Origin of the sequence: Phyllobacterium sp. 22229, from assembly GCF_052056495.1 — a bacterium.
Taxonomy (GTDB): Bacteria; Pseudomonadota; Alphaproteobacteria; order Rhizobiales; family Rhizobiaceae; genus Phyllobacterium; species Phyllobacterium myrsinacearum.
The window spans coordinates 210,239-231,774 of record NZ_JBQEPA010000002.1; the positions used below are offsets into that span (position 1 = coordinate 210,239).

A 21,536-nucleotide genomic window follows, 5' to 3' on the forward strand; every position below is an offset into this window, starting at 1 on the left:
AATTGAAACTGTCCAATCTTGATACGCCTGCCGTCCTTATCGATGTGGACCGGGCCGATGCCAACCTGCAGCGCTTTCAGGCCTATGCCGACGCGCATGGGCTGCGCGTGCGCCCGCATATCAAGACGCACAAGCTGCCGCGCTTTGCCAAACGGCAGGTGGAACTTGGCGCCGTCGGTATCACTTGCCAGAAACTGGGCGAGGCCGAAGTCATGGCCGATGCCGGTTTGACCGACATTTTCATTCCCTACAATATTATCGGCAAAGCCAAGCTTGACCGGCTCGTTGCCCTGCACAACCGTATCAAGATCGCGGTGACGGCGGACAGCGCTGCAACCGTCAGCGGTCTTGCCGCAGCTTTTGCCGGCTCGGCAAAGCCGCTTGACGTTCTGGTGGAATGCGATACGGGGATGGGCCGCTGCGGCGTGCAGACACCCGACGAGGCGGTTGCGCTGGCAAAGGTGATCGATGCCGCCGGAGATCTCCGCTTTGCGGGCTTCATGACCTATCCGAAGGCGGGTGGCGTGCCGCAGAATCAGGCGTGGCTGGCAGCGGCAAAGCAGAAAGCCGCCGACGCGGGACTTGATCCGCGCATCATCTCCAATGGCGGTTCGCCCGATATGTGGCGCGCTCACGAGGTGACGGCGGCCACCGAACACCGGCCGGGCACCTACATCTACATGGACCGGTTTCAGGTGGCAAAGAATGCGGGCACGTGGGATGATTGCGCCCTCACCGTTCTGGCAACGGTGGTCAGCCGCCCCACCGACAATCGTGCGGTCATTGATGCCGGGTCAAAATCGCTGTCGAGCGATACGTTCGGCATGGAGGGGTTCGGGCGGATTGTCGAATTCCCCGATGCGGTGATCACTTCGCTCAGCGAGGAGCACGGGACGATCGACGTGTCGGCCTGCACATTGAAGCCGCAGATTGGCGACCGGGTCCGCATCATTCCCAATCATGCCTGCGTGGTCTCCAACCTGTTCGACAACGTGGTGCTGATATCAGGCGACGAGGTTGTCGATATTGCCCCCGTCGCCGCGCGTGGCCGGGTCGGTTAATTGCCGTAGATGGCGGTGCGCATTTTCCGCTGCGCGTCGGACATCGCCTGTCCCTTGGCATTGACCTGCTCAAGCAGGGTGTTCAATTGCGCCTGGACCGTAGGGTCCGACACCTCGAACATCGAGCCGGAGATGGTGATCTTGTCCTTGTGCTGATCGACGAAATCGACGACCTTCAGGAGGATGTCGAAGGTTTCGCTCGTGGCGGGAAAGATTTCCTTGTAGGTGTTGGCAAGATTGCTCACTGTCTTTTCATAGGCCTTGTCAAAGACGGGCTTGAGATCTTCCGGCTGCTTCAGCGCCGCATGAGCCTTGTCGGCGACACCCTGTTCTTCATCCATGGTCGTGCGCAGCGTGCTGAGACCGGCATAGGCGGCCTTGATATCATCCTTGCGGTTCATGGCATCATCGATGGAGGTGATTGCGCCTTTGGCAGCAAGGGCTTCCATGGGTTTGCTGATCTTTTCGTTCATCGCCGCGTGAAAATCGGTGATGATCTTGTATTGCGCTGCATAGCTGCCAAGAGACTTGGTTTCTTCCGTGGTCAATTGCGGGACGCTCACGCCCTTCTTGTCGACAATGCGCGTCTGCAGAAAGTCGATGAATGCCTTGCGCTGGGTGGCCTCGTTGTCCGAACAGGCCGAGATCGAGAGGGCCATGAACATGGTCATCGCAGCTGCAATGGCAAAACGGAATCCTGGCATTTTGTAATTTTCCTTTTCTTTTTCTTAAAGTCTGCTCAGGCAAGCGGCCTGAGCGATAAGGCCTGTCGGCCTTGTTGGGTCCCGTGGTGCTGTAAAAATTGGGCACCAGCATGGGAAGAATGTCATTTCCCTTAAAATTGATCGTATCGCTGGGTAGGACCTAGTGGAGAAAGACGGCGCGTACAACCGCAGTGGTTGTCACAGCCGATGTTTTCCAGAAGCTATGGAATGCACGAAAGGCTAGGGCCGCGCCATCTTGCCGTGCTGGACCTGATCGATCAGCGCGCGGCGGAACAGTCTTGACGCTGGCCCGAGCGGTTCGTCGGAACGATGCGCTATGTAGGCGCGCAGCACCGTTTCACCGTGCTCGCCATATTCAGCCGTAGGCACACGCACCAGCCGCTCCTCCTGCAGATCCCGCTCAACCAGCCAGATCGGCAGGTTGCCCCAGCCGATTCCGCTCAAGATCAGCACACGCTTGGTGTCATTGTCGCTGACCCGCCAGGTTCGGGGGGAAAGCACATGGAAGTCACGCCCTTCGGTCAGGCGCGAGGGGTCTTCGCCGACGATCTGGACGTGATCGGCAAGCTCCACCGCTGTCACGGCCGGGCCCTCTACAGCCCGGCTCGCCAGGGGATGATGCCGTGCAACGACAGCGACCCGCCAGAGAAAGGCGAGTTCTTCCAGTTCGATCATCGGGTCGGGCATGTCGAGGGCCATGATCGCCATGGTGCAACGGCGTTCGCGCAAGGCCGCGATGGGTGCTCCCATGGGCGCGATTGTCAGCCGCACACCGACCGAGGGATAGGCATCCTGCATTGTTTTCAGCGCCTGCGCGGCGATTTCAATGGGAAATTGCGGGTCAAGCGCGATGGAAATGCCGAGTTCGAGCCCTTCACCCAATCCGCGTGCTCTGGCCCGCATCGTGTCGACCTTCAACAGGATGGCCCTGATATCGGCAAGAAGGGCCTGGCCTTCCGAGGTCAGAACCGGGCGATGGCCGGAGCGGTCAAACAGCGTGACGCCGAGTTGCGCTTCCATGCTGCCGATGGAGTGGCTGACCGCCGATTGCACCCGCGCCAGCTGTACGGATGCGGCGCGAAAGCTGCCGGCTTCGGTAACGGCAACAAACATCCGCATCTGGTCAAGGGTCAGCGCATCCAGCATGATCTATTCAATCGATCATGTTGAGGCATATTTTGTCAATATCATCGATGACACTGCCGTGTCATCCTGGGGTCCTGCCAACCCGCCGGATATCCGAGATGACTGAAATCAATACCTTGCCCGTGACCAGAACCGATTATATCTCCGCCAGTCTCGTCATTGCCAGCGGCGTGGTGGCGGCACTGCAGGTGGGCAAGGCGGCCATTGCCATTCCTGCCCTGCGCAGTGATTTTCACCTCAATCTGGAGCAGGCGGGATGGGTGATGTCGATCTTCGCCTTGCTGGCGGTGATCGGCGGCATTCCTGTCGGGGCGGCCATCACACGTTTTGGCGACAGAAATCTCATTGTTGCCGGTCTCGTCGCCATCGCGGCGGGAAGCGCGACCGGAGCGTCGACGGACACTTTCCATGTCCTGCTGGCGGCCCGGGTCCTCGAGGGAACGGGCCTGCTCTTCGTGGTGATTGCCGGATCGGCGATTCTCAATCGCGTTGCCGCACGAGAGGACCGCGATCTGATCTTTGCTTTCTGGAGCTGCTACATGCCTGCAGGGATCGCCTTGGCAATTCTGCTCGGTCTTGCCGTTGACGGCTGGCGCCTGTTCTGGTTTGCCAATGCGGCGGTGGCATGCCTCTTTGCCATCCTGCTGCAGTTTTTGGTTCCGGGCGAGGCACCGGACAGGGCGCGACTGTCCCCCGGAACCCTCATGAACAATGCGGGCCGGACAATCACGTCGGCGGGCCCGCTGCTGCTCGCGCTGATGTTCGCCATGTACGGCCTGCAGTTCTTTGCCCTGTTCAGCTTTCTGCCGGTCCTGCTGGTTGAACGCATCGGGGTGCCGCATACGGCAGCTGGCGTGATGACGGCGCTTGCCGTTGCCGCCAATATTGCCGGCAATATCGGCGCAGGCATCGCCTTGCGGCGCGGAATGCCGCGATGGCTGCTTCTTGCCGCGGCAAGTGCGGTCATGACCGTCACCGGGATCGCCGTGTTCCTCCTGCCCCTGCCCGCGGGACTGCTCTTTGGTCTTTGCGTTGTCTTTTCCGGCGTTGGTGGCTGTCTGCCTTCGGCGATGATGGGGGCGGCACCGCGGGCCGTGCCGGAGCCGCAGCTTGGCGCCATGTCCGTCGGCCTCGTGATGCAGGGCAGCAATCTTGGCCAGATGATCGGGCCGGTGGTTGTGGGCAGCCTGGTCGATGCGGGCGGCTGGCAGGCCGCCGCCATGCCGGTGGCGATTGCAGGGGTGGTTGCAATCGGTAATGCGCTTTTCCTGCGGAACGTCTTCCGCCGCTTTCAACTGTGAGATCAAGGCGCCGATTGTGGCCGGTCGGGAATAGCCATAGAATGCGATGCATTCGGGGCTGACGGAAGGGACCGCCATGGAGGAAGACGCTGCTGAATTTGCCCATCGTCTGAGGCATCGCGCGGTGACCTATGGCGTTCTGACCTGCGTCCTGATGGTGGCAACATCACTCGTCGCCGACAAGGGCGGCGCGGTGCTTGCCGGATTGTGGCCCCTGATGATGATGGGCGGCCTGATTACCCTCGCGCTGACCGGCTACCTCCTGTTTGATGCCGCACTGTTTCGTTTCATCGCCTCGCATGAGGATGAGCTTGACGGGTGCAAGGCCCTCGACGATATGCTGGCGCGGATGCGGTTGCGGTCCCGTCCCGAAAAGACCCGGCCGCTGCGCGCCAGAATATCGGGGACCAAGAGCGTCCTGGTGAAACTGCATATCGCCTTTGCCGCCTTTGTCACCCTGTTCGTGGCACTCATTGTCTACGGATTCTGGGGCCACTGAAGGGACTCGACTCCCGGCCGGTCTTTCCTGCATCATGCAGGCCTTCGCCAGAACTTGTGCGTGCAGGATACGGGGAATGCGTATGGGGCCGACTGTCAAAGTGTTGTTCGAGCGGCCAGCGCCGGCAAGTGGCCCGGCCCCTCTCGTCGAGCCGGATCCGGCCCGCCTTGCCGTGCTGACGACGGAGGAAATCCCGGCTGGCTTCCTCTGTGCCTTGGAGCGCAATCATACCACTGACGATCGCGATCCCTTCCAGCGCTGGGAAGAATAGGCCTAGCTTTTCAGCCTGTACCCCGTCTTGAACATCCAGCGCACAATCAGGATGCAGACGATGAGGAACACCGATGTCATGGCGAGACTGGTTCCGATGTGCACGTCGGACAAGCCGTAAAAACTCCAGCGAAAGCCACTGATGAGATAAACGACCGGATTGAACAAGGTGACTGTGCGCCAGAACGGCGGCAGCATGTCGATGGAATAGAAGCTGCCGCCCAGGAACGTCAGCGGCGTGACGATCATCAGCGGCACCAGCTGCAGCTTTTCAAAACCGTCGGCCCAAATGCCGATGATGAAGCCGAACAGGCTGAAGGTTACCGCGGTGAGCACGAGAAACAGCACCATGACAAAGGGGTGCTCGATCCGCATCGGCACGAACAGGGCAGCCGTCGCCAGAATGATCACGCCGAGAATGATCGATTTCGACGCTGCAGCGCCGACATAGGCGATGACGATTTCGAAATAGGACACCGGCGCCGACAGCAATTCGTAGATCGTCCCGGTGAATTTCGGAAAATAAATGCCGAAGGAGGCGTTGGAAATGCTCTGGGTCAGCAGCGACAGCATGACCAGCCCCGGTACGATGAACGCCCCGTAGCTGACGCCGTTGATTTCGGGAATGCGCCCGCCAATGGCCGAACCGAAGACGACAAAGTACAGGCTGGTGGAAATGACCGGCGAGATGATGCTCTGCATGATCGTGCGCCAAGTGCGATGCATTTCAAAGAGATAGATCGCGCGGATCGCGTAAAGGTTCATTTGCGTTCCCTCACCAGATTGACGAAGATTTCCTCGAGAGAACTTTGCTTCGTCTGAATGTCGTTGAACCCGATGCCTGCCTTGTCCAGATCCTTGAGCAGTGAGGCAATGCCGGTCTTGTCTTCATGCGCATCGTAGCTGTAGATCAGCTCGCTGCCGCTGGCGGCCAGTTCGAGCCCGTACTTGGCCAGAGTGTCGGGTACGGCTGAATGCTCCTCCTGCAAATGCAGGCGAAGCTGTTTCTTGCCCAGCGAGCGCATCAGTTCGTGCTTTTCTTCGACCAGAATGATCTCGCCTTTGCTGATGACGCCGATGCGGTCCGCCATCTGTTCGGCTTCCTCGATGTAATGGGTTGTCAGGATGATGGTCACGCCGGACTCGCGCAGCGCGCGGACCACATTCCACATGTCCCGGCGCAGCTCGACGTCGACACCGGCTGTAGGCTCGTCGAGGAACAGGATTTCCGGTTCGTGCGACAGTGCCTTGGCAATCATGACGCGGCGTTTCATGCCGCCGGACAAGGTGATGATCCTGTTGTCTTTTTTATCCCAGAGCGAGAGATCTTTCAGAATCTTCTCGATGTGGCTGGGTTTGGACGGTTTGCCGAACAGGCCGCGGCTGAAACTCACCGTGTTCCACACCGTTTCGAAGGCATCCGTCGTCAATTCCTGCGGCACGAGGCCGATCTTGGTGCGCGCTGCACGATAATCCTTCTGGATGTCGTGCCCATCGGCAAGGATCGTCCCGGATGTCGGATTGACGATGCCGCAGATGGTGCTGATCAGCGTTGTCTTGCCGGCACCGTTGGGGCCGAGCAGGGCAAAGATCTCGCCATGATGAATGTCGAGATTGATGTTCTTGAGTGCTTCAAACCCAGAATCATAGGTTTTATGCAGATTGGAAACCGATATGGCTGAGGACATGAGGTCTATCCGGACGGAATTTTCGGTTGCGACGCCTCCGAAAGAATAAATGAGGAGGCATGAACCGTCGTTGGAAGAATGGTTTTCCTTATATGGTGATCCAAACGGGTTTTCAAACCACCTCCTGACAAAACAAGTCAGGAGGCCTCTTAAAGCGAACACCCGCCATGCGGGGGCATGGCGGGTGTCCGGTTTGGCGGTATTTTATGCGCGTCGCGCCGTCACCACTTGGTATGGGCCGAGAGCGTGATTGTCCGGCCATCGCCATAGCCGCAGACCGCCTCGCCGTCGCAGCCCTTGACGTAGGCCTTGTCGAAAAGGTTGGTGACATTGAGGGCAACGCCCCAGCTATCCTTCTCGTAGCGGATGGCCGCGTCGAACAGGGTGGCGCCGGGAACCTTCAGCGTGTTGGACTTGTTGGCATAGGACTCGCCCTGATAGCGGACCCCCGCCCCGAGATTGACCCCCTGCAGCGGCCCCTGGCCGACCGTGTAGTCCAACCAGAACGATGCCGACACTTTTGGAACGATTGTCGGCCAGTTGCCGATCAATGCCGGGTCCTCATCCCTAGTGATCTCCATATCGAGCACGGTCAGCGATGCCAGGGCCTTCCAGTTCTGGTCGATGTTGACTTTGCCTTCCAGTTCCAGCCCTGTCGATTTGACCTCGCCCAGCTGCGTGTCGATGAAGGTACCTGGAATGCGCGATAGCGCGTTCTGCTTGGTGATCTGGAACACGGACGCAGTCAGCAGTCCGTCGATGAAATCGGGCGCATATTTGACACCCGCCTCGACCTGATAGCCCTCTTCCGGCTTCAGCGGTTCGCCAAGGGTGACGCCAATCACCGGATTGAAGAAGGTTGCCGCGCTGATGTAGGGCGTCACGCCGTTGGAGAATTCATAGCCGAGCCCGACGCGGCCGCTGACAGCGCTCTTGTTGTCGTCATAGGTGGGACCAAGCGGGAAGAACGGGCCGTTGGCAGACTCCGATTTGATGTTGACGTAGTCATAGCGGCCGTTGAGGGTTACCAGCCAGCCATCGCCGAACCGCACCTGATCCTGCGTGTAGACACCGATCTGGTTCATCTTCAAAACCTGATCGAGGTAGACGCTGGTTGCACCCTGCGGGACGCCGTAGACCGGATTGCTGGCGCTGATCGGCGTTGCGCCGCCGGATGCCTGCACCTGATCGATCTTGTAATATTTGTAGTCGACGCCAAACAGGAAATTGTGCTCAAGCGCGCCGGTGGTGAACTGTTTTTCGGCTCGGTTGTCCATCAGGAACGTATCGACCTTCGTATCGTGGTTGAAGCCGACGCGGTACAGGAGATTATCCGGCGTTGTCGGGTTCGGGCCGCCGCCATAGGGATAGGCCGGATCGACATAGCCATAGGGGTAGGGGTTGGTTTCCTGCTTGGTCAAGTGGCCGTAGCGGACATTCTGACTGAGCTTCCAGCCGCTGTCGAAGCTGTGCTCGACGCTGTAGCCGATCATTGCCTGCTTGTATTTTCCATTGTCGGTGCCGGGCTCGGTGAAATTCGCATCCCGGCTGATCTTGCCGAATGGCGCGTCGACCACCGTGCCCACATAGGGAAGGAACGCCCCGCCCGCATGGGTCTGGTCAAGGGCGGAGAAATAGCCATGCAGGGTGATCTTGGTGTCCGCCGACGGTTCATAGGTCAGCTGCGGCGCAATGATGCCGCGCAGGTCTTCGGCAAAGTCCGTCTGCTGATCGCCGCCGGCAATCCGTCCGGTAAAGCGGTAGGTCCAGACGCCGTTTTCGTCGATCCTGTCGCCGACATCGACGCCGAGATAGGCATTGCCGTACTGGTTGATTCCGGTCTCGATACGGCCGAAACGATCCTTTTTCGGCCGTTTGCTCACCATGTTGACGATGCCGCCAGGATTGGCGCCGCCATAGAGAACCGAAGCGGGGCCCTTGAGGACCTCTACCCGCTCGAGCATGAAGGGATCGATCTGGAACCCGCCAAAGCCATAGCCGAAGAGCGGCAGGCCATCGAGAAAAATACCGGTCTGGGTGGCCTGGAAACCGCGAATGAAAATCCAGTCCGTGTCGGGATCTTCGCCGAAGGGCGCTGCGGTAATGCCTGGGGTATACCGCAATGCCTCATCGACTTTCCTGACGCCGCGATCCTGCAGTTCCTGCCGGCCGATCACGGAAACGGACTGCGGAATGGCTGTGATTGGCAGGGCGGATTTCGACCCGGCGGTCGTCTTCTTGGCAACGTAGCCGTTGACGGGTCCGGTTGCCGTGCTGTTGCCGCCATCGATGACGATTTCCTTCAGGACGATGGATTCTTCCGCCGTGGCTGTGATTGGCAGAAGCGCAATGCTGAGGGTTGTCCCGGCAAGCAGAAGCCTTGCCCAGCGCGTCCGGTTATGTCTTGTCATGTGTCGCCCCAAAAGACCCAAGGATAATGACACCGTACGCCGCTGCACCCGCGCCGGTATCATCATGTGCTTAAAATATTATGACTATTTAACTCAACTATAAGCACGGGTCTTGTCCGATAACACGGCCTTTGAATGTTTTTGGGCCAAAATTGCCGCCGGCGGGGCTGCCGGCCTATTTGCGGCTGCGTTGCCAAGCGGCCGGCGTGAGGCCGGTGTGCTGGCGGAACACGCGGGTGAAATGCGCCTGGTCGGCAAATCCCGCAAGTTCCGCGATGTGGTTGAGACTGTGACCGGTCCGCAGCAGCATCTCTTCGATGCGCCGGATGCGCAGGCTCATCTGCCACTGGTGCGGCGGCATGCCGGTCGAAGCCTTGAAGGCATGGCTGAAATGCGATTGCGACAATCCGGTCAGATCAGCCAGTTCCTGCAGGCGGACCGCGTGCATCCAATTGTCATTGAGATAGCCGGTGACACGGCGCAACTGCCAGGGGGCGAGCTTGCTGCGCTTGCGCTCTGTTTTCGCCTTGATATCAAACAGCAGCGCGAAAACCGAGATTGCCAGGCTCTCACCGTAAAGCGGATGCAATGGATCGGGATTGGTGCACTCCCCGGCCATGAGATTGGCCAGCGCCAGAATACGCGGATCGGAAAACATCAGCCGCGGCCGTGTGATCGCGCCAAGATCAACCTCGCCGCCAAAGCGTTTGACCAATGTTTTGACATTGAAGTGCAGATCGATGTGGCGGATATGTTTGACCTCGCGCAGGCGGGACCAAAGCGGCATTCCCGCCGGGACATAGCACATCGGATTGGCAACGCCGTCGCTGCCGAGATCCTTGCTCTGCGGATCCAGCCGCACGTTGAATGTGCCCGTGTTCAGACCGTCGAGAACGATGAAAAGCCGGGGATCCCTCGCCTCATATTGTCCGCTGGCATCGGAAGCGCAATTCACGCTGAAAAGATCGGCAACCACCCCGTCCCAGGCGCGCTGCTGCAAGCCCCCGACGACGGAAAAGCCGTTGATCTTGGTATTCATCTGCGGTTGAAACGTCATTCAATTCGCATAGAACCATTGGGAATATCAGGCAACACCAATGATTTGGAACGCTTCCAGAAGATTTTGGATCAGCGCATATAATATGAGTAAAGAAATCATCTTTAACTATTGGAATTGTTGGGCCAATTGAAACCGGGTCCGGAACGCGCGCGTTCCGGACCCGTTGCGACGGAGGTCTGTTATTTCAGCCACTGTCGCCGGATGGCAACATTGGCGCTGCCTGTTATGCGGGGGCTGCCACTGGCTCGCCCTTCACCTCACGCATGCTTGGCAGGAAGATGGTCAACAGGCCAAGGAACGGCAGGTAGGAACAGACCATATAGACAAAGTCAATCCCCTTGTTATCAGCAACGACCCCCAGAACCGCCGCTGCAATTCCGGCCATGCCGAAGGCGAAGCCGAAGAAGATGCCGGCGATCATTCCGACCCGTCCGGGCACCAGCTCCTGCGCGAACACCACGATGGCCGGGAATGCCGAGGACAGGATGAGGCCGATGAACACGGTCAGCACGCCGGTCCAGAACAGGTTCGCATAGGGCATCAGCAGGGTGAACGGCAGGACGCCAAGGATCGAGAACCAGATGACGGTCTTGACGCCGATCTTGTCGCCGACCAGTCCGCCGCCGATGATGCCGACAGCGGCAGCGCCGAGGAACAGGAAGAGCATCAGCTGCGACTGCTGCACCGTGATGCCGAATTTGTGGATCACGTAGAAGGTGTAGTAGCTGGAGATGCTGGCGAGATAGATGTTCTTGCTGAACACCAGCAGTGTGAGAATGATCAGCGACATCGTCACCTTGCGGCGGGGCAGCTTCAGCGTGCGGCTGACCGGCGGCTTTTTCGCATTGGCGGCGCGGTAGCGCTGGTACCAGTTGCCGACCTGATAGAGCACGATCATGCCGATCAGTGCGGCTGCCGAGAACCAGGCGATGCTCTGCTGGCCATGCGGCAGGATGATGAATGCTGCAAGCAGGGGCCCGAGCGCCGTCCCGAAATTGCCGCCGACCTGGAACAGGGATTGGGCAAGGCCATGGCGTCCGCCGGATGCCAGACGCGCGACGCGCGACGACTCCGGATGGAAGATGGACGAGCCGATGCCGATGAAGGCAGCACCGATCAGCAGCATCGAATAGTGCGTGGCGATCGACAAGAGGCCGAGGCCGACGAGCGAAAAGCCCATGCCGACCGGCAGGGAATAGGGCATCGGGCGTTTGTCAGTATAGGTGCCGACCACGGGCTGCAGCAGGGACGCTGTGACCTGAAAGGTGAGCGTCAGCAGGCCGATCTGCTTGAAGTCGAGGCCGTAATTGGTCTTGAGCATGGGATAGATAGCCGAGAGCATGGACTGCATCATGTCATTGAGCAGATGGCAGAAGCTCACGGCAAAGATGATGCCGAAGGCGGTCATTTCAGCGGAAGAGCGCTGTGCAGGCAAGGAAGTATCGGTCATATCGGGCGTTCCATCGGAGAATGAGGGCGTTGATTGCGCGTGTCGCGTCACCCTTCTTCCCTCTGATATACCTGTTGCACAAAACCTGCCTTCGTGGTTTGGTCTATTTCTTTCGCAAGTGGGCCAAACCATGCTGTATTTGAAATTTCCCGAGATGAGTTTTCACGGCACTGATCTGGGGCGTGTGCACCTGCAGCGGCTGGAGTGGCTTGAACAGTCGAAAGGCGATGTGGTTGCCGGATTGGCGCATTATCCCACGGGATGCCATGTTCCCGAGCATCGTCACAGCCTGTCGCAACTGCTGCATGCGATGACGGGTGTTGTCATGGTCACGACCAAATTCGGCCGTTGGATGGTGCCGCCGCATCATGCCTTGTGGCTTCCCGCCGGAATCGGGCATGCGGTTGACATGCTGGGTGATGTCGCGATGCACTCCATCTATGTGCGCCCCGCTGCGGTTGCCGGATTGAAAAGCCATTTGCATGTGGTGGCGCTGACGCCGCTGATGGACACACTGATCCGGGAGGTTGTGGCTTCGCCTGCCGCCGAGCAGGCAAGCCCGCGCACGACTTTCATGATGGGGCTGCTGCTGCACGAGATTCCCAATCTGGAAGAGCGTCCACTCGGCCTGCCCTTTCCCGACGATACCAGGCTGGCAACGCTTTGCCGGGGCTTTCTGAAAGATCCCTCCCCGCGCACCAATATCGATAACTGGGCCGATCGCCTCGGCATGAGCCGCCGCACGTTTACGCGGTTCTTCCGGCGCGAGACGGGTTTGAGCCTGTCGACCTGGCGCCAGCAGGCATGCCTGCTATCCGCGCTGCCGCGGCTGACGGAAGGCGAAGCGGTGACGAGCGTTGCGCTTGATCTTGGCTACAACAGCGTTCCCGCTTTTACCACCATGTTCAAACGCATGCTGGGCGCCCCGCCCCGCAATTATCTTCATTCCGCCGCCTGAGCCCGCGGTGCCGGAACGTAATTGAGGATCGGACCGAGCCAGCGTTCCACCTCTTCGACCGGCATGGCCTTGCGTTCGGAATAATCCTCGACCTGGTCGCGCTCCACCTTGGCGACGCCGAAATAGTAGGATTCGGGATGCGCGAGATAAACGCCCGAAACCGATGAGCCCGGCCACATGGCATAGCTCTCGGTCAGCCGCACGCCGATCTGCCTTTCCGCATCGAGCAGTCTGAACAGCGTGTCCTTTTCCGTGTGATCGGGCTGTGCGGGATAGCCGGGCGCCGGGCGGATGCCGCGATAGGGCTCGCCGATCAGTTCGTCCGGTCGCAGCGCCTCGTCAGGAGCATAGCCCCAATATTCCTTGCGCACCTTCTCGTGCATCAACTCGGCAAAGGCTTCGGCAAACCGGTCGGCAAGGGCCTTCACGAGAATGGATGAATAGTCGTCATTCGCCCGCTCGAACCGTTCGGCAATGGCGATTTCCTCGAACCCGGCCGTGACGACGAAACCGCCGATGTAATCCTGCTTGCCGCTGGCAACTGGGGCCACGAAATCCGACAGGGCGACATTCGGCCTGCCATCGCGCTTCGACAGTTGCTGGCGCAGCGTATAGAGTGTGGCCAGCTCGTTCTGGCGCCCCTCGTCGGTGAACAGGCGGATATCATCGCCGGCAGTTCCCGCCGGCCAGAAGCCGATGACGGCTTTCGGATTGAACCACTTTTCATCGATGATCTTGGCCAGCATGGCCTGCGCGTCGGCAAACAATTGCCGGGCTGCTGCGCCCTGATGTTCGTCGTCGAGAATGGCGGGATAGCGGCCCTTCAGCTCCCATGTCTGGAAGAATGGCGTCCAGTCGATGTACCGCGACAGTTCGGCGAGATCATAGTTTTCAAACACCCGCGTTCCCAGGAACGACGGCTTTGGCGGTGTATAGCCTGACCAGTCGACCTTGTGCGCATTGGCGCGCGCCTTTTCAAGGGACAGCCGCTGCTTGTCCGCTTCGTTGCGGGCATGGGTCTCGGCAACTTTCGTATATTCGCTGCGGATATTATCGGCAAAGCTTGCCTTCGTGTCCGGCGACAGAAGTTGGGAGACGACGCCGACCGCACGGCTCGCGTCGGTCACATAGACGGTCTGGCCCTTGTGGTAACGCGGATTGATTTTGACAGCCGTGTGCACGCGGCTGGTGGTGGCGCCGCCGATCAGCAGCGGAATATTGAACCCTTCCCGCTCCATTTCAGACGCCACATGCACCATTTCATCGAGCGACGGCGTGATCAGGCCGGAAAGGCCGATGATATCGACGTTCAACTCCTTCGCCGTCTGCAGAATCTTGGTCGCAGGCACCATGACCCCGAGATCGATGATCTCGTAATTGTTGCAGGCGAGAACAACGCCGACAATATTCTTGCCGATGTCGTGCACGTCGCCCTTGACTGTCGCCATCAGCACCTTGCCGGCGCTTTCGCGTTCGCCCGTGCCGCCATTGGCAAGTTTTTCCGCTTCCATGTGCGGCAGCAGCAAGGCCACGGCCTGCTTCATCACGCGGGCCGACTTGACCACCTGCGGCAGGAACATTTTTCCTGCACCGAAGAGATCGCCGACAACGTTCATGCCCGCCATCAGCGGACCCTCGATCACGTGCAGCGGCCGCTCGGCCGCAAGCCGTGCCTCTTCCGTGTCGACATCGATGAATTCGGTAATGCCATTGACGAGCGCATGGGAAATGCGCTCCGCCACGCTCCATTCGCGCCAGGCAAGGTCACGCTCGCGCGCTTCCTTGCCGGCCGATCCCTTGTAACGCTCGGCCAGATCCAGCAGCCGTTCCGTCGCATCGTCGCGGCGGTTGAGCACGACATCCTCGCAGGCCTCGCGCAGTTCCGGATCGATGGATTCATAGACGGCCAGCTGTCCGGCATTGACGATGCCCATGTCCATGCCGACCTGGATCGCATGGTAGAGGAACACGGCGTGCATGGCCTCGCGCACGGGCTCATTGCCGCGGAAGGAGAAGGACAGGTTTGAGATGCCGCCCGAGATGTGGACGTGCGGCAGCGTTTCGACGATCTGGCGCGTCGCTTCGATGAAGGCAACGCCATAGCCATTGTGCTCTTCGATGCCGGTGGCAACCGCAAACACGTTCGGGTCGAAGATAATGTCTTCGGGCGGGAACCCGGCGTCCCTGGTCAGGAGTTCGTAGGCGCGGGTGCAAATTTCCACCTTGCGCTCCAGCGTATCGGCCTGGCCCTCCGTATCGAAGGCCATGACGACGACAGCCGCACCATAGGCACGCACGCGCTTGGCATGGTGAAGGAAAGCCTCCTCCCCCTCCTTCATGGAGATGGAGTTGACGAGCGGCTTGCCCTGCACGCATTTCAAACCGGCCTCGATGACATCCCACTTGGAACTGTCGATCATGACGGGCACGCGGGCAATATCCGGCTCGGCGGCAATCAGGTTCAGGAACTCGACCATCGCCTTCTCGCTGTCGATCAGGCCTTCATCCATATTGATGTCGATGATCTGCGCGCCATTGGCGACCTGATCGCGCGCGACGTCGAGCGCCGTTGCAAAGTCACCGGCGGTGATCAGTTTGCGGAACTTGGCCGAGCCGGTGATGTTGGTGCGCTCGCCGACATTGACGAAAGGAATGTCCTTGGTCAGCGTGAACGGCTCAAGGCCGGACAGGCGCATGTGGGTGGAAATCTCTGGAATCTGCCGCGGCGGATATTTGCCAACCGCCTCGGCGATGGCCCGGATGTGATCGGGCGTCGAACCGCAGCAGCCGCCGACGATGTTCAGCAGGCCTTCTTTGGCGAAGCCTTCCAGCTGCTCGGCCATCGCCTCGGGGCTTTCGTCATACTGGCCGAATTCGTTGGGCAGACCGGCATTGGGATAGGCACAGACAAACGTGTCGGCAACGCTGGAGATTTCAGCGAGATGGGCGCGCATCGCATTGGCGCCAAGCGCGCAGTTCAGCCCGATGGTGAAGGGCTCCGCATGACGCACGGAATGCCAGAATGCAGTCGGCGTCTGCCCGGACAATGTGCGGCCTGACAGATCGGTGATCGTGCCTGAAATCATGATGGGCAGGGTAATGCCCTTTTCCTCAAAGACTTCCTGCGTGGCGAACACCGCTGCCTTGGCGTTCAGCGTGTCGAAGATCGTCTCGATGAGAATAATATCGGCGCCGCCATCCATCAGGCCGCGCACCTGATCCGCATAGGCGGTGCGCAGATCGTCAAAGGTAACAGCACGATAGCCGGGATTGTTCACATCAGGGGAAATGGACGCAGTCCGGTTCGTCGGTCCGAGTGCCCCAGCCACGAAACGGCGCTTGCCGTCCTTCTGTTCGGCCTTGATCGCGGCCCGGCGGGCAAGGCGCGCGCCATCGCGGTTCAGCTCATACACAACCTCCTCCATGCTGTAGTCGGCCTGGGCAATGGTCGTGGATGAAAAGGTGTTGGTTTCAAGAATATCCGCGCCGGCCATGGCATAGGCGTAGTGGATATCCTCGATGGCCTGGGGCTGCGTCAGAATCAGGAGATCGTTGTTGCCCTGCAGGTGACAGGAGCAGTCGGCAAAGCGTTCGCCGCGGAAATCGTCCTCGTTCAGGCTGAGACCCTGAATCTGCGTGCCCATGGCCCCGTCGAGAATCAGGATGCGTTCGCGCGCCGCCTTGGTCAGCGCTTCAAACACCTCCGAGCCATCCCGTGGAGCACCCAGGGGACCGAACAGATTATCGACTGCAATATTCATGACTCAAACGCCTCTTGGCCATCTTGGGATGGGAGACGTAAACTCACATAAAGATATCTTTATGTCAACAAATCAATTCCATTGACGGCAAATTCTGTCGCAGCTGCGGCGTCCTGTCCGGCCGCTGCCGTGACAGCCGTGAAACGCTATTTTTCTCCCGTTCGTTTCAGAAGATAGGTATCCATGATCCAGCCTTTTTGCTGCCGCGCGACCATGCGCAGGCGTTCGATCTCATCGACAACATCGCGCAGCCGCCCGGACAGAAGAATTTCGTCCTGCGTGCCGACATAGGCGCCCCAATAGATATCGACATCCTCCTTGACGGTCTTGAACGCGCCCTCGCCGTCAAGCATCACGACAATGCTTTCCGAATTGTTGGGAAACCCCTCCTCCAGCTTGCGGCCGGTGGTGATGGTGATCGATTCGCCGATGCGATTGAGGACCACCTTGTGTTTCGCGGTGAGCGCCTGAATGGCGGTGATGCCCGGTATCACGTCATATTCCAGCTCGAAGCCACCCTTGGCATTAAGGCGATCGAGAATCCGCAGCGTGCTGTCATAAAGCGAGGGGTCGCCCCAGACGAGAAACGCCCCGCACTCGTCATCACCAAGCTCCTCGAGCAGCAGATGCTCATAGGCCGCTTCGACCCTGTCGTGCCATTCCTCGACACTGGCGCGGTAGGTTGAAGAGGGCTTATGACGGACGGGCGTTTCAAAATCGACCATGCGGTAGTCGTGGCCGGTGATGAAGCGCTCGCAGATTTCGCGGCGGATGCGCGCAAGCTGTTCCTTCTCGGCACCCTTGTCGGCGATGAAGAAGACATCGACCTGATTGAGCGCGTTCACCGCCTGAATGGTGACGTAATCGGGGTTTCCCGCCCCGATGCCGATGATGAGAACCTTGCGTTTCATTGTGCTGTCCGCACACTCTGCGGCCGCATCGCTGCTCTCTTCTCGCTGATCAGGGCGCAGAAGAGATCATGCAGCCGTTTGGCGCCCGGATGGCTTGCATAGCGGCGCAGCCGTGCCACTTCGGCACTGGCCGCAGCGACGAGATCGCCATTCCTGGGTTGCCGCATCAGCCAGGCAACGAATACATCCTCGGGAGCAGGCATCCTGTTGATCAATCCCATGCCAGCGCTCCGCCGTTCTGATATTCGATGACGCGGGTTTCGAAAAAATTCTTTTCCTTCTTCAAATCCATCGCCTCCGACATCCACGGGAACGGATTGTCCGTGTCGGGGAAGACCTGGGCAAGGCCGAGCTGGGCGCAGCGGCGGTTGGCGATGAAGTGCATATAGCTTTCGCACAGGGCAGCGTTCAATCCGAGGAAACCGCGCGGCATCGTATCGCGGCCATAGGACGCCTCGAGTTCCGCCGCATTCCTGATCATCCCGCGCAGTTCTTCGGTAAAGGCTTTCGTCCACAGATGCGGGTTCTCGTGACGGATCTGGTTGATCACGTCGATACCGAAATTCATGTGAATGCTCTCGTCGCGCAGGATGTACTGATATTGCTCGGCAATGCCGACCATCTTGTTGCGGCGGCCGAGCGACAGGATCTGGGCAAAGCCGGTATAGAACCACATGCCCTCGAAAATGACATAGAAGGCGACGAGATCGCGCAGGAAAGCCTGGTCCATCTCCGGTGTGCCGGTCTTGAAATCGGGGTTGTCGAGATTTTGCGTGTGCTTGAGCGCCCATGCCGCCTTGTCGGTGATCGATGGCACTTCGCGATACATGTTGAAGAGTTCGCCCTCGTCCAGCCCAAGGCTTTCGACAATATACTGGAACGTGTGGGTATGGACGGCTTCCTCGAAGGCCTGACGCAAGAGATACTGGCGGCATTCCGGATTGGTCAGGTGCCGGTAGATGGCGAGCACGATGTTGTTGGCGACCAGTGACTCGGATGCCGCGAAGAAACCGAGATTGCGCTTGATCATGCGCCGTTCGTCGTCGGTCAGCCCGTCCCTGGATTTCCACAGGGCGATATCCGCCTGCATCGACACCTCTGTCGGCATCCAGTGATTGTTGCAGCCATTGAGATATTTTTCCCAGGCCCAGTGATATTTGAGCGGCAGCAACTGATTGACGTCGGCACGTGAATTGATCATCGCCTTGTCATCGACGCGCACACGGCCGCCGCCGCGCACGATATCGCCAAGGCCTGTCGCATCGGCGGCGGGTGCCTGATCCGGTGCGAGGGCGGGATGGATGGCGCGCGCCGCATTGGCGGCAGCTTCGGTGTTGGTCCAGTCAAGCATGGTCTTTTCCTTCAATTCATTGCAAAGCATCTATGGCAGGCGTGGTTGCGCGCTTACTGGCAGGCTTCGCAGTCCGGATCGTTGATCGAGCAGGCATTGCCGGCCGGCTCCGACAGGATGATCGGTTCGGCAACCGGCTTGGCGGCGACGGCATTGAGCTTGCCGTCCGTGCCTTTCAGCGTGGACTTTTCCACGTGCGAGGCCGAGCGCGAGCGCAGGTAATAGGTCGTCTTCAGGCCGCTGTTCCACGCGAGGCGATAGAGCTCGTCGAGCTTCTTGCCGCTCGGGTTGGCAATATAGAGATTGAGCGACTGGGCTTGATCGATCCATTTCTGCCGGCGCGAGGCTGCTTCGATCAGCCATGCACTGTCGATTTCGAACGCCGTGGCATAGAGCGCCTTGAGGTCGGCGGGGATGCGGTCGATTTCACCCACCGAGCCGTCGAAATATTTCAGGTCGGAAATCATCACTTCGTCCCACAGCCCGCGCTGCTTCAGGTCATGCACCAGCGCGGCATTCACGACGGTGAAGTCGCCCGACATGTTGGATTTGACGAAGAGGTTCTGGTAGGCGGGCTCGATGGACTGGGCGACGCCGCAAATATTGGAAATCGTCGCGGTGGGGGCAATCGCCATGGTGTTGGAATTGCGCATTCCGGTTGTCGTCACCCGCTTGCGCAGGACTTCCCAGTCAAGGGTCGTGCTGCGGTCCATCGAAAGCCTGGCGCCGGCTGCCGTGCGGGCCTGATCGAGCAGTTCGACGGAATCGATGGGGAGTATGCCCTTCGACCAGAGTGAGCCGTTGAAGCTTGGATAGCTGCCGCGTTCGCTGGCGAGGTCAACCGATGCCGAAATGGCATGGTAGGAAATGGCTTCCATGCTGAGATCGGCAAAAGCCACGGCCTCATCGGACGCGTAGGGAATGCGCAGAGCCTGCAATGCATCCTGGAACCCCATCAGCCCGAGGCCGACCGGACGGTGACGCAGGTTGGAAGAGCGCGCTTCGGGGATGGTGTAGAAGTTGATGTCGATGACATTGTCGAGCATGCGCATGGCCGTCGCCACAGTGCGGCCGAGACGCTCAAGGTCGAGGCCCTCGGCTGCAATGTGATTGGCAAGATTGATCGAGCCAAGATTGCACACCGCAACTTCATCCTTCGATGTGTTGAGGGTAATCTCGGTGCACAGGTTCGAGGAATGCACGACGCCGGCGTGACCCTGCGGCGAGCGGATATTGCAGGGGTCCTTGAACGTGACCCAGGGATGGCCGGTCTCGAACAGCATGGTCAAAATCCGGCGCCAGAGGTCCAGAGCGCGAACGGTGCGGAAGACGCGGATTTCGCCGCGTGCCGCCTTGGCTTCATACGCCTCGTAGGCGGATTTGAATGCCGCACCATAGAGGTCGTGCAGATCCGGCGTCTCGTCGGGTGAGAACAGGGTCCACGGCTCGTCCTTTTCCACGCGGCTCATGAACAGATCGGGCACCCAGTTGGCCGTGTTCATGTCATGGGTGCGGCGGCGGTCGTCACCGGTGTTCTTGCGCAGATCGAGGAATTCCTCGATGTCGACATGCCAGGTCTCGAGATAGGCGCAGACCGCGCCTTTGCGCTTGCCGCCCTGGTTGACCGCGATGGCCGTATCATTGGCCACTTTCAGGAACGGTACGACACCCTGGCTTTCGCCGTTGGTTCCCTTGATATGGGCGCCAAGACCGCGCACCGGCGTCCAGTCATTGCCAAGGCCGCCGGAATATTTCGCCAGGAGCGCATTGTCCTTCACCGCCTTGAAGATGCCGTCGAGATCGTCGGCAACGGTGGTCAGGAAGCAGGACGACAACTGCGGCCGCAATGTGCCGGAATTGAACAGCGTCGGGGTGGATGCCATGAAATCAAAGGATGACAGGAGGTTGTAGAATTCGATGGCGCGCGCTTCCCGGTCGATCTCGCGGGTGGCAAGGCCCATGGCGACGCGCATCAGGAAAGCCTGCGGCAGCTCGAAGCGGATGCCGCGCGTCTGCTGGAGATAGCGGTCATACAGCGTCTGCAGGCCGAGATACTGGAACTGCAAGTCGCGTTCCGGCTTCAGGGCCGCTGCAATTTTATGCAGGTCGAAGCGGGCGAGTTCCGGATCGAGCAGTTCGGCTTCAATACCAGCCTTCACATAGGCCGGGAAGTAATCGGCATAACGTTCCGCCATTTCATGCTGGGTTGCCTGTTCGGGCCTGCCGAAGACAAAGCTCAAGGCTTCGCGGCGCAGCTTGTCGAGAAGCAGCCGCGCGGTGACAAAGGCATAGTTCGGTTCGGTTTCAACCAGCGTGCGCGCCGCCAGAATGGGTGCAAGCGATAACTCGTCAAGGGTAATGCCATCGTAGAGATTGCGCTGGGTTTCGCTGAGGATTGGCGCGGCGCTGACCCCCTCAAGTCCTTCGCAGGCTTCATCGATGATGCGGGCAAGACGCACCGTATCGAGCGGTGCCCTGGTGCCACCCGGCAGGGTCACGCTCAGCGACGGGCCGGTTTCGGCCACCGGTTCAACCAGCTTCGCCCGTTCTCGCGCGCGTTCTTCCCGGTAAAGAACATAGGCGCGCGCAACCTTGTGGTTTTCGCTGCGCATGAGGGCAAGTTCAACCTGGTCCTGCACGTCTTCAATGTGAAACAGACGCCCTTCGCTGCTGCGGCGCTTCAACGTTGTCACGATGTCGGTGGTCAGGCCTTCGACGACATCATGCACGCGGCGGGAACCGGCGGCGACATTGCCTTCAACGGCGAGGAAGGCTTTGGTCAGGGCAACGGTGATTTTCAGCGGGTCGAAGGGGGTAACCGAGCCATTGCGGCGAATGACACGATAGCCGGGCTCGGCGGACGTAGATTGTGTTTCGCCGTGACGAATGGGTGCAAGTCCATCGGTGCGAGTGGTTTCAAGAGAAAGAGACATGTGCTTATACC

17 protein-coding genes are annotated in these 21,536 nt (G+C 59.5%); 5 read left to right on the plus strand and 12 right to left on the minus strand.

Annotated features, from left to right (window positions below; genetic code table 11):
- Positions 1–2: 2 nt before the first annotated feature.
- Positions 3–1,061, plus strand: a complete 1,059-nt coding sequence (locus tag ACTJJ7_RS03325; RefSeq protein ID WP_440965341.1) for a D-TA family PLP-dependent enzyme — start codon at positions 3–5, stop codon at positions 1,059–1,061.
- Here ACTJJ7_RS03325 and ACTJJ7_RS03330 read toward each other — a convergent pair.
- Both ACTJJ7_RS03330 and ACTJJ7_RS03335 read right to left on the minus strand, forming a co-directional pair.
- On the minus strand, positions 1,058–1,765 hold the full coding sequence (locus ACTJJ7_RS03330; protein ID WP_440965343.1) for a DUF3053 family protein: 708 nt from the start codon (positions 1,763–1,765) through the stop codon (positions 1,058–1,060). The genes ACTJJ7_RS03325 and ACTJJ7_RS03330 overlap by 4 nt on opposite strands.
- A gap of 240 nt (positions 1,766–2,005) precedes the next feature.
- Positions 2,006–2,932 (minus strand): LysR family transcriptional regulator, encoded by a 927-nt coding sequence (locus ACTJJ7_RS03335; RefSeq protein WP_105733725.1) that lies wholly within the window; start codon positions 2,930–2,932, stop codon positions 2,006–2,008.
- A 98-nt stretch (positions 2,933–3,030) separates the two neighbouring features.
- Between ACTJJ7_RS03335 and ACTJJ7_RS03340 the strand changes: the two genes are divergently transcribed.
- The 3 genes from ACTJJ7_RS03340 to ACTJJ7_RS03350 all read left to right on the plus strand — a co-directional run bounded on the left by ACTJJ7_RS03340 (position 3,031) and on the right by ACTJJ7_RS03350 (position 5,003).
- Positions 3,031–4,233 carry an MFS transporter gene (locus tag ACTJJ7_RS03340; protein WP_440965344.1) on the plus strand — a complete coding sequence of 401 codons (1,203 nt, stop codon included), beginning with the start codon at positions 3,031–3,033 and terminating at the stop codon, positions 4,231–4,233.
- A gap of 76 nt (positions 4,234–4,309) precedes the next feature.
- The gene (locus ACTJJ7_RS03345) at positions 4,310–4,732 is read left to right on the plus strand and encodes a hypothetical protein (protein ID WP_105733727.1); all 423 of its coding nucleotides are present in this window, start codon (positions 4,310–4,312) and stop codon (positions 4,730–4,732) included.
- A 76-nt stretch (positions 4,733–4,808) separates the two neighbouring features.
- Positions 4,809–5,003, plus strand: coding sequence for a hypothetical protein (locus ACTJJ7_RS03350; protein ID WP_440965346.1), 195 nt, complete (start codon positions 4,809–4,811; stop codon positions 5,001–5,003).
- A gap of 2 nt (positions 5,004–5,005) precedes the next feature.
- On the opposite strand, the gene ACTJJ7_RS03355 is transcribed toward ACTJJ7_RS03350, so the two are convergent.
- The 5 genes from ACTJJ7_RS03355 to ACTJJ7_RS03375 all read right to left on the minus strand — a co-directional run bounded on the left by ACTJJ7_RS03355 (position 5,006) and on the right by ACTJJ7_RS03375 (position 11,611).
- Positions 5,006–5,767, minus strand: coding sequence for an ABC transporter permease (locus ACTJJ7_RS03355; protein WP_105733729.1), 762 nt, complete (start codon positions 5,765–5,767; stop codon positions 5,006–5,008).
- On the minus strand, positions 5,764–6,690 hold the full coding sequence (locus ACTJJ7_RS03360; protein WP_105733730.1) for an ABC transporter ATP-binding protein: 927 nt from the start codon (positions 6,688–6,690) through the stop codon (positions 5,764–5,766). The genes ACTJJ7_RS03355 and ACTJJ7_RS03360 overlap by 4 nt, the downstream gene beginning before the upstream one ends.
- A 221-nt stretch (positions 6,691–6,911) precedes the next feature.
- Positions 6,912–9,101, minus strand: coding sequence for a TonB-dependent siderophore receptor (locus ACTJJ7_RS03365; protein WP_440965349.1), 2,190 nt, complete (start codon positions 9,099–9,101; stop codon positions 6,912–6,914).
- A gap of 175 nt (positions 9,102–9,276) precedes the next feature.
- Positions 9,277–10,158, minus strand: coding sequence for a helix-turn-helix domain-containing protein (locus ACTJJ7_RS03370; protein ID WP_105733732.1), 882 nt, complete (start codon positions 10,156–10,158; stop codon positions 9,277–9,279).
- Between the two features lie 226 nt (positions 10,159–10,384).
- Positions 10,385–11,611 (minus strand): MFS transporter, encoded by a 1,227-nt coding sequence (locus ACTJJ7_RS03375; protein ID WP_105733733.1) that lies wholly within the window; start codon positions 11,609–11,611, stop codon positions 10,385–10,387.
- 130 nt (positions 11,612–11,741) lie between these two features.
- On the opposite strand from ACTJJ7_RS03375, the gene ACTJJ7_RS03380 reads away from it, so the two are divergent.
- Positions 11,742–12,569 (plus strand): AraC family transcriptional regulator, encoded by an 828-nt coding sequence (locus ACTJJ7_RS03380; RefSeq protein WP_245421064.1) that lies wholly within the window; start codon positions 11,742–11,744, stop codon positions 12,567–12,569.
- Here ACTJJ7_RS03380 and metH read toward each other — a convergent pair.
- The 5 genes from metH to ACTJJ7_RS03405 all read right to left on the minus strand — a co-directional run bounded on the left by metH (position 12,554) and on the right by ACTJJ7_RS03405 (position 21,525).
- On the minus strand, positions 12,554–16,330 hold the full coding sequence (metH, locus tag ACTJJ7_RS03385) for a methionine synthase (RefSeq protein WP_440965352.1): 3,777 nt from the start codon (positions 16,328–16,330) through the stop codon (positions 12,554–12,556). The genes ACTJJ7_RS03380 and metH overlap by 16 nt on opposite strands.
- Before the next feature lie 146 nt (positions 16,331–16,476).
- Positions 16,477–17,241, minus strand: a complete 765-nt coding sequence (cobF, locus tag ACTJJ7_RS03390) for a precorrin-6A synthase (deacetylating) (protein ID WP_440965354.1) — start codon at positions 17,239–17,241, stop codon at positions 16,477–16,479.
- Positions 17,238–17,462, minus strand: a complete 225-nt coding sequence (locus tag ACTJJ7_RS03395; protein WP_440965355.1) for a hypothetical protein — start codon at positions 17,460–17,462, stop codon at positions 17,238–17,240. Before ACTJJ7_RS03395 ends, cobF begins: the two co-directional genes overlap by 4 nt.
- The gene (locus ACTJJ7_RS03400; RefSeq protein ID WP_440965357.1) at positions 17,453–18,592 is read right to left on the minus strand and encodes a ribonucleotide-diphosphate reductase subunit beta; all 1,140 of its coding nucleotides are present in this window, start codon (positions 18,590–18,592) and stop codon (positions 17,453–17,455) included. The genes ACTJJ7_RS03395 and ACTJJ7_RS03400 overlap by 10 nt, the downstream gene beginning before the upstream one ends.
- A gap of 53 nt (positions 18,593–18,645) precedes the next feature.
- Complete coding sequence (locus ACTJJ7_RS03405; RefSeq protein WP_440965358.1) at positions 18,646–21,525, minus strand: ribonucleoside-diphosphate reductase subunit alpha; 2,880 nt, start codon at positions 21,523–21,525, stop codon at positions 18,646–18,648.
- Between the last annotated feature and the right edge of the window lie 11 nt (positions 21,526–21,536).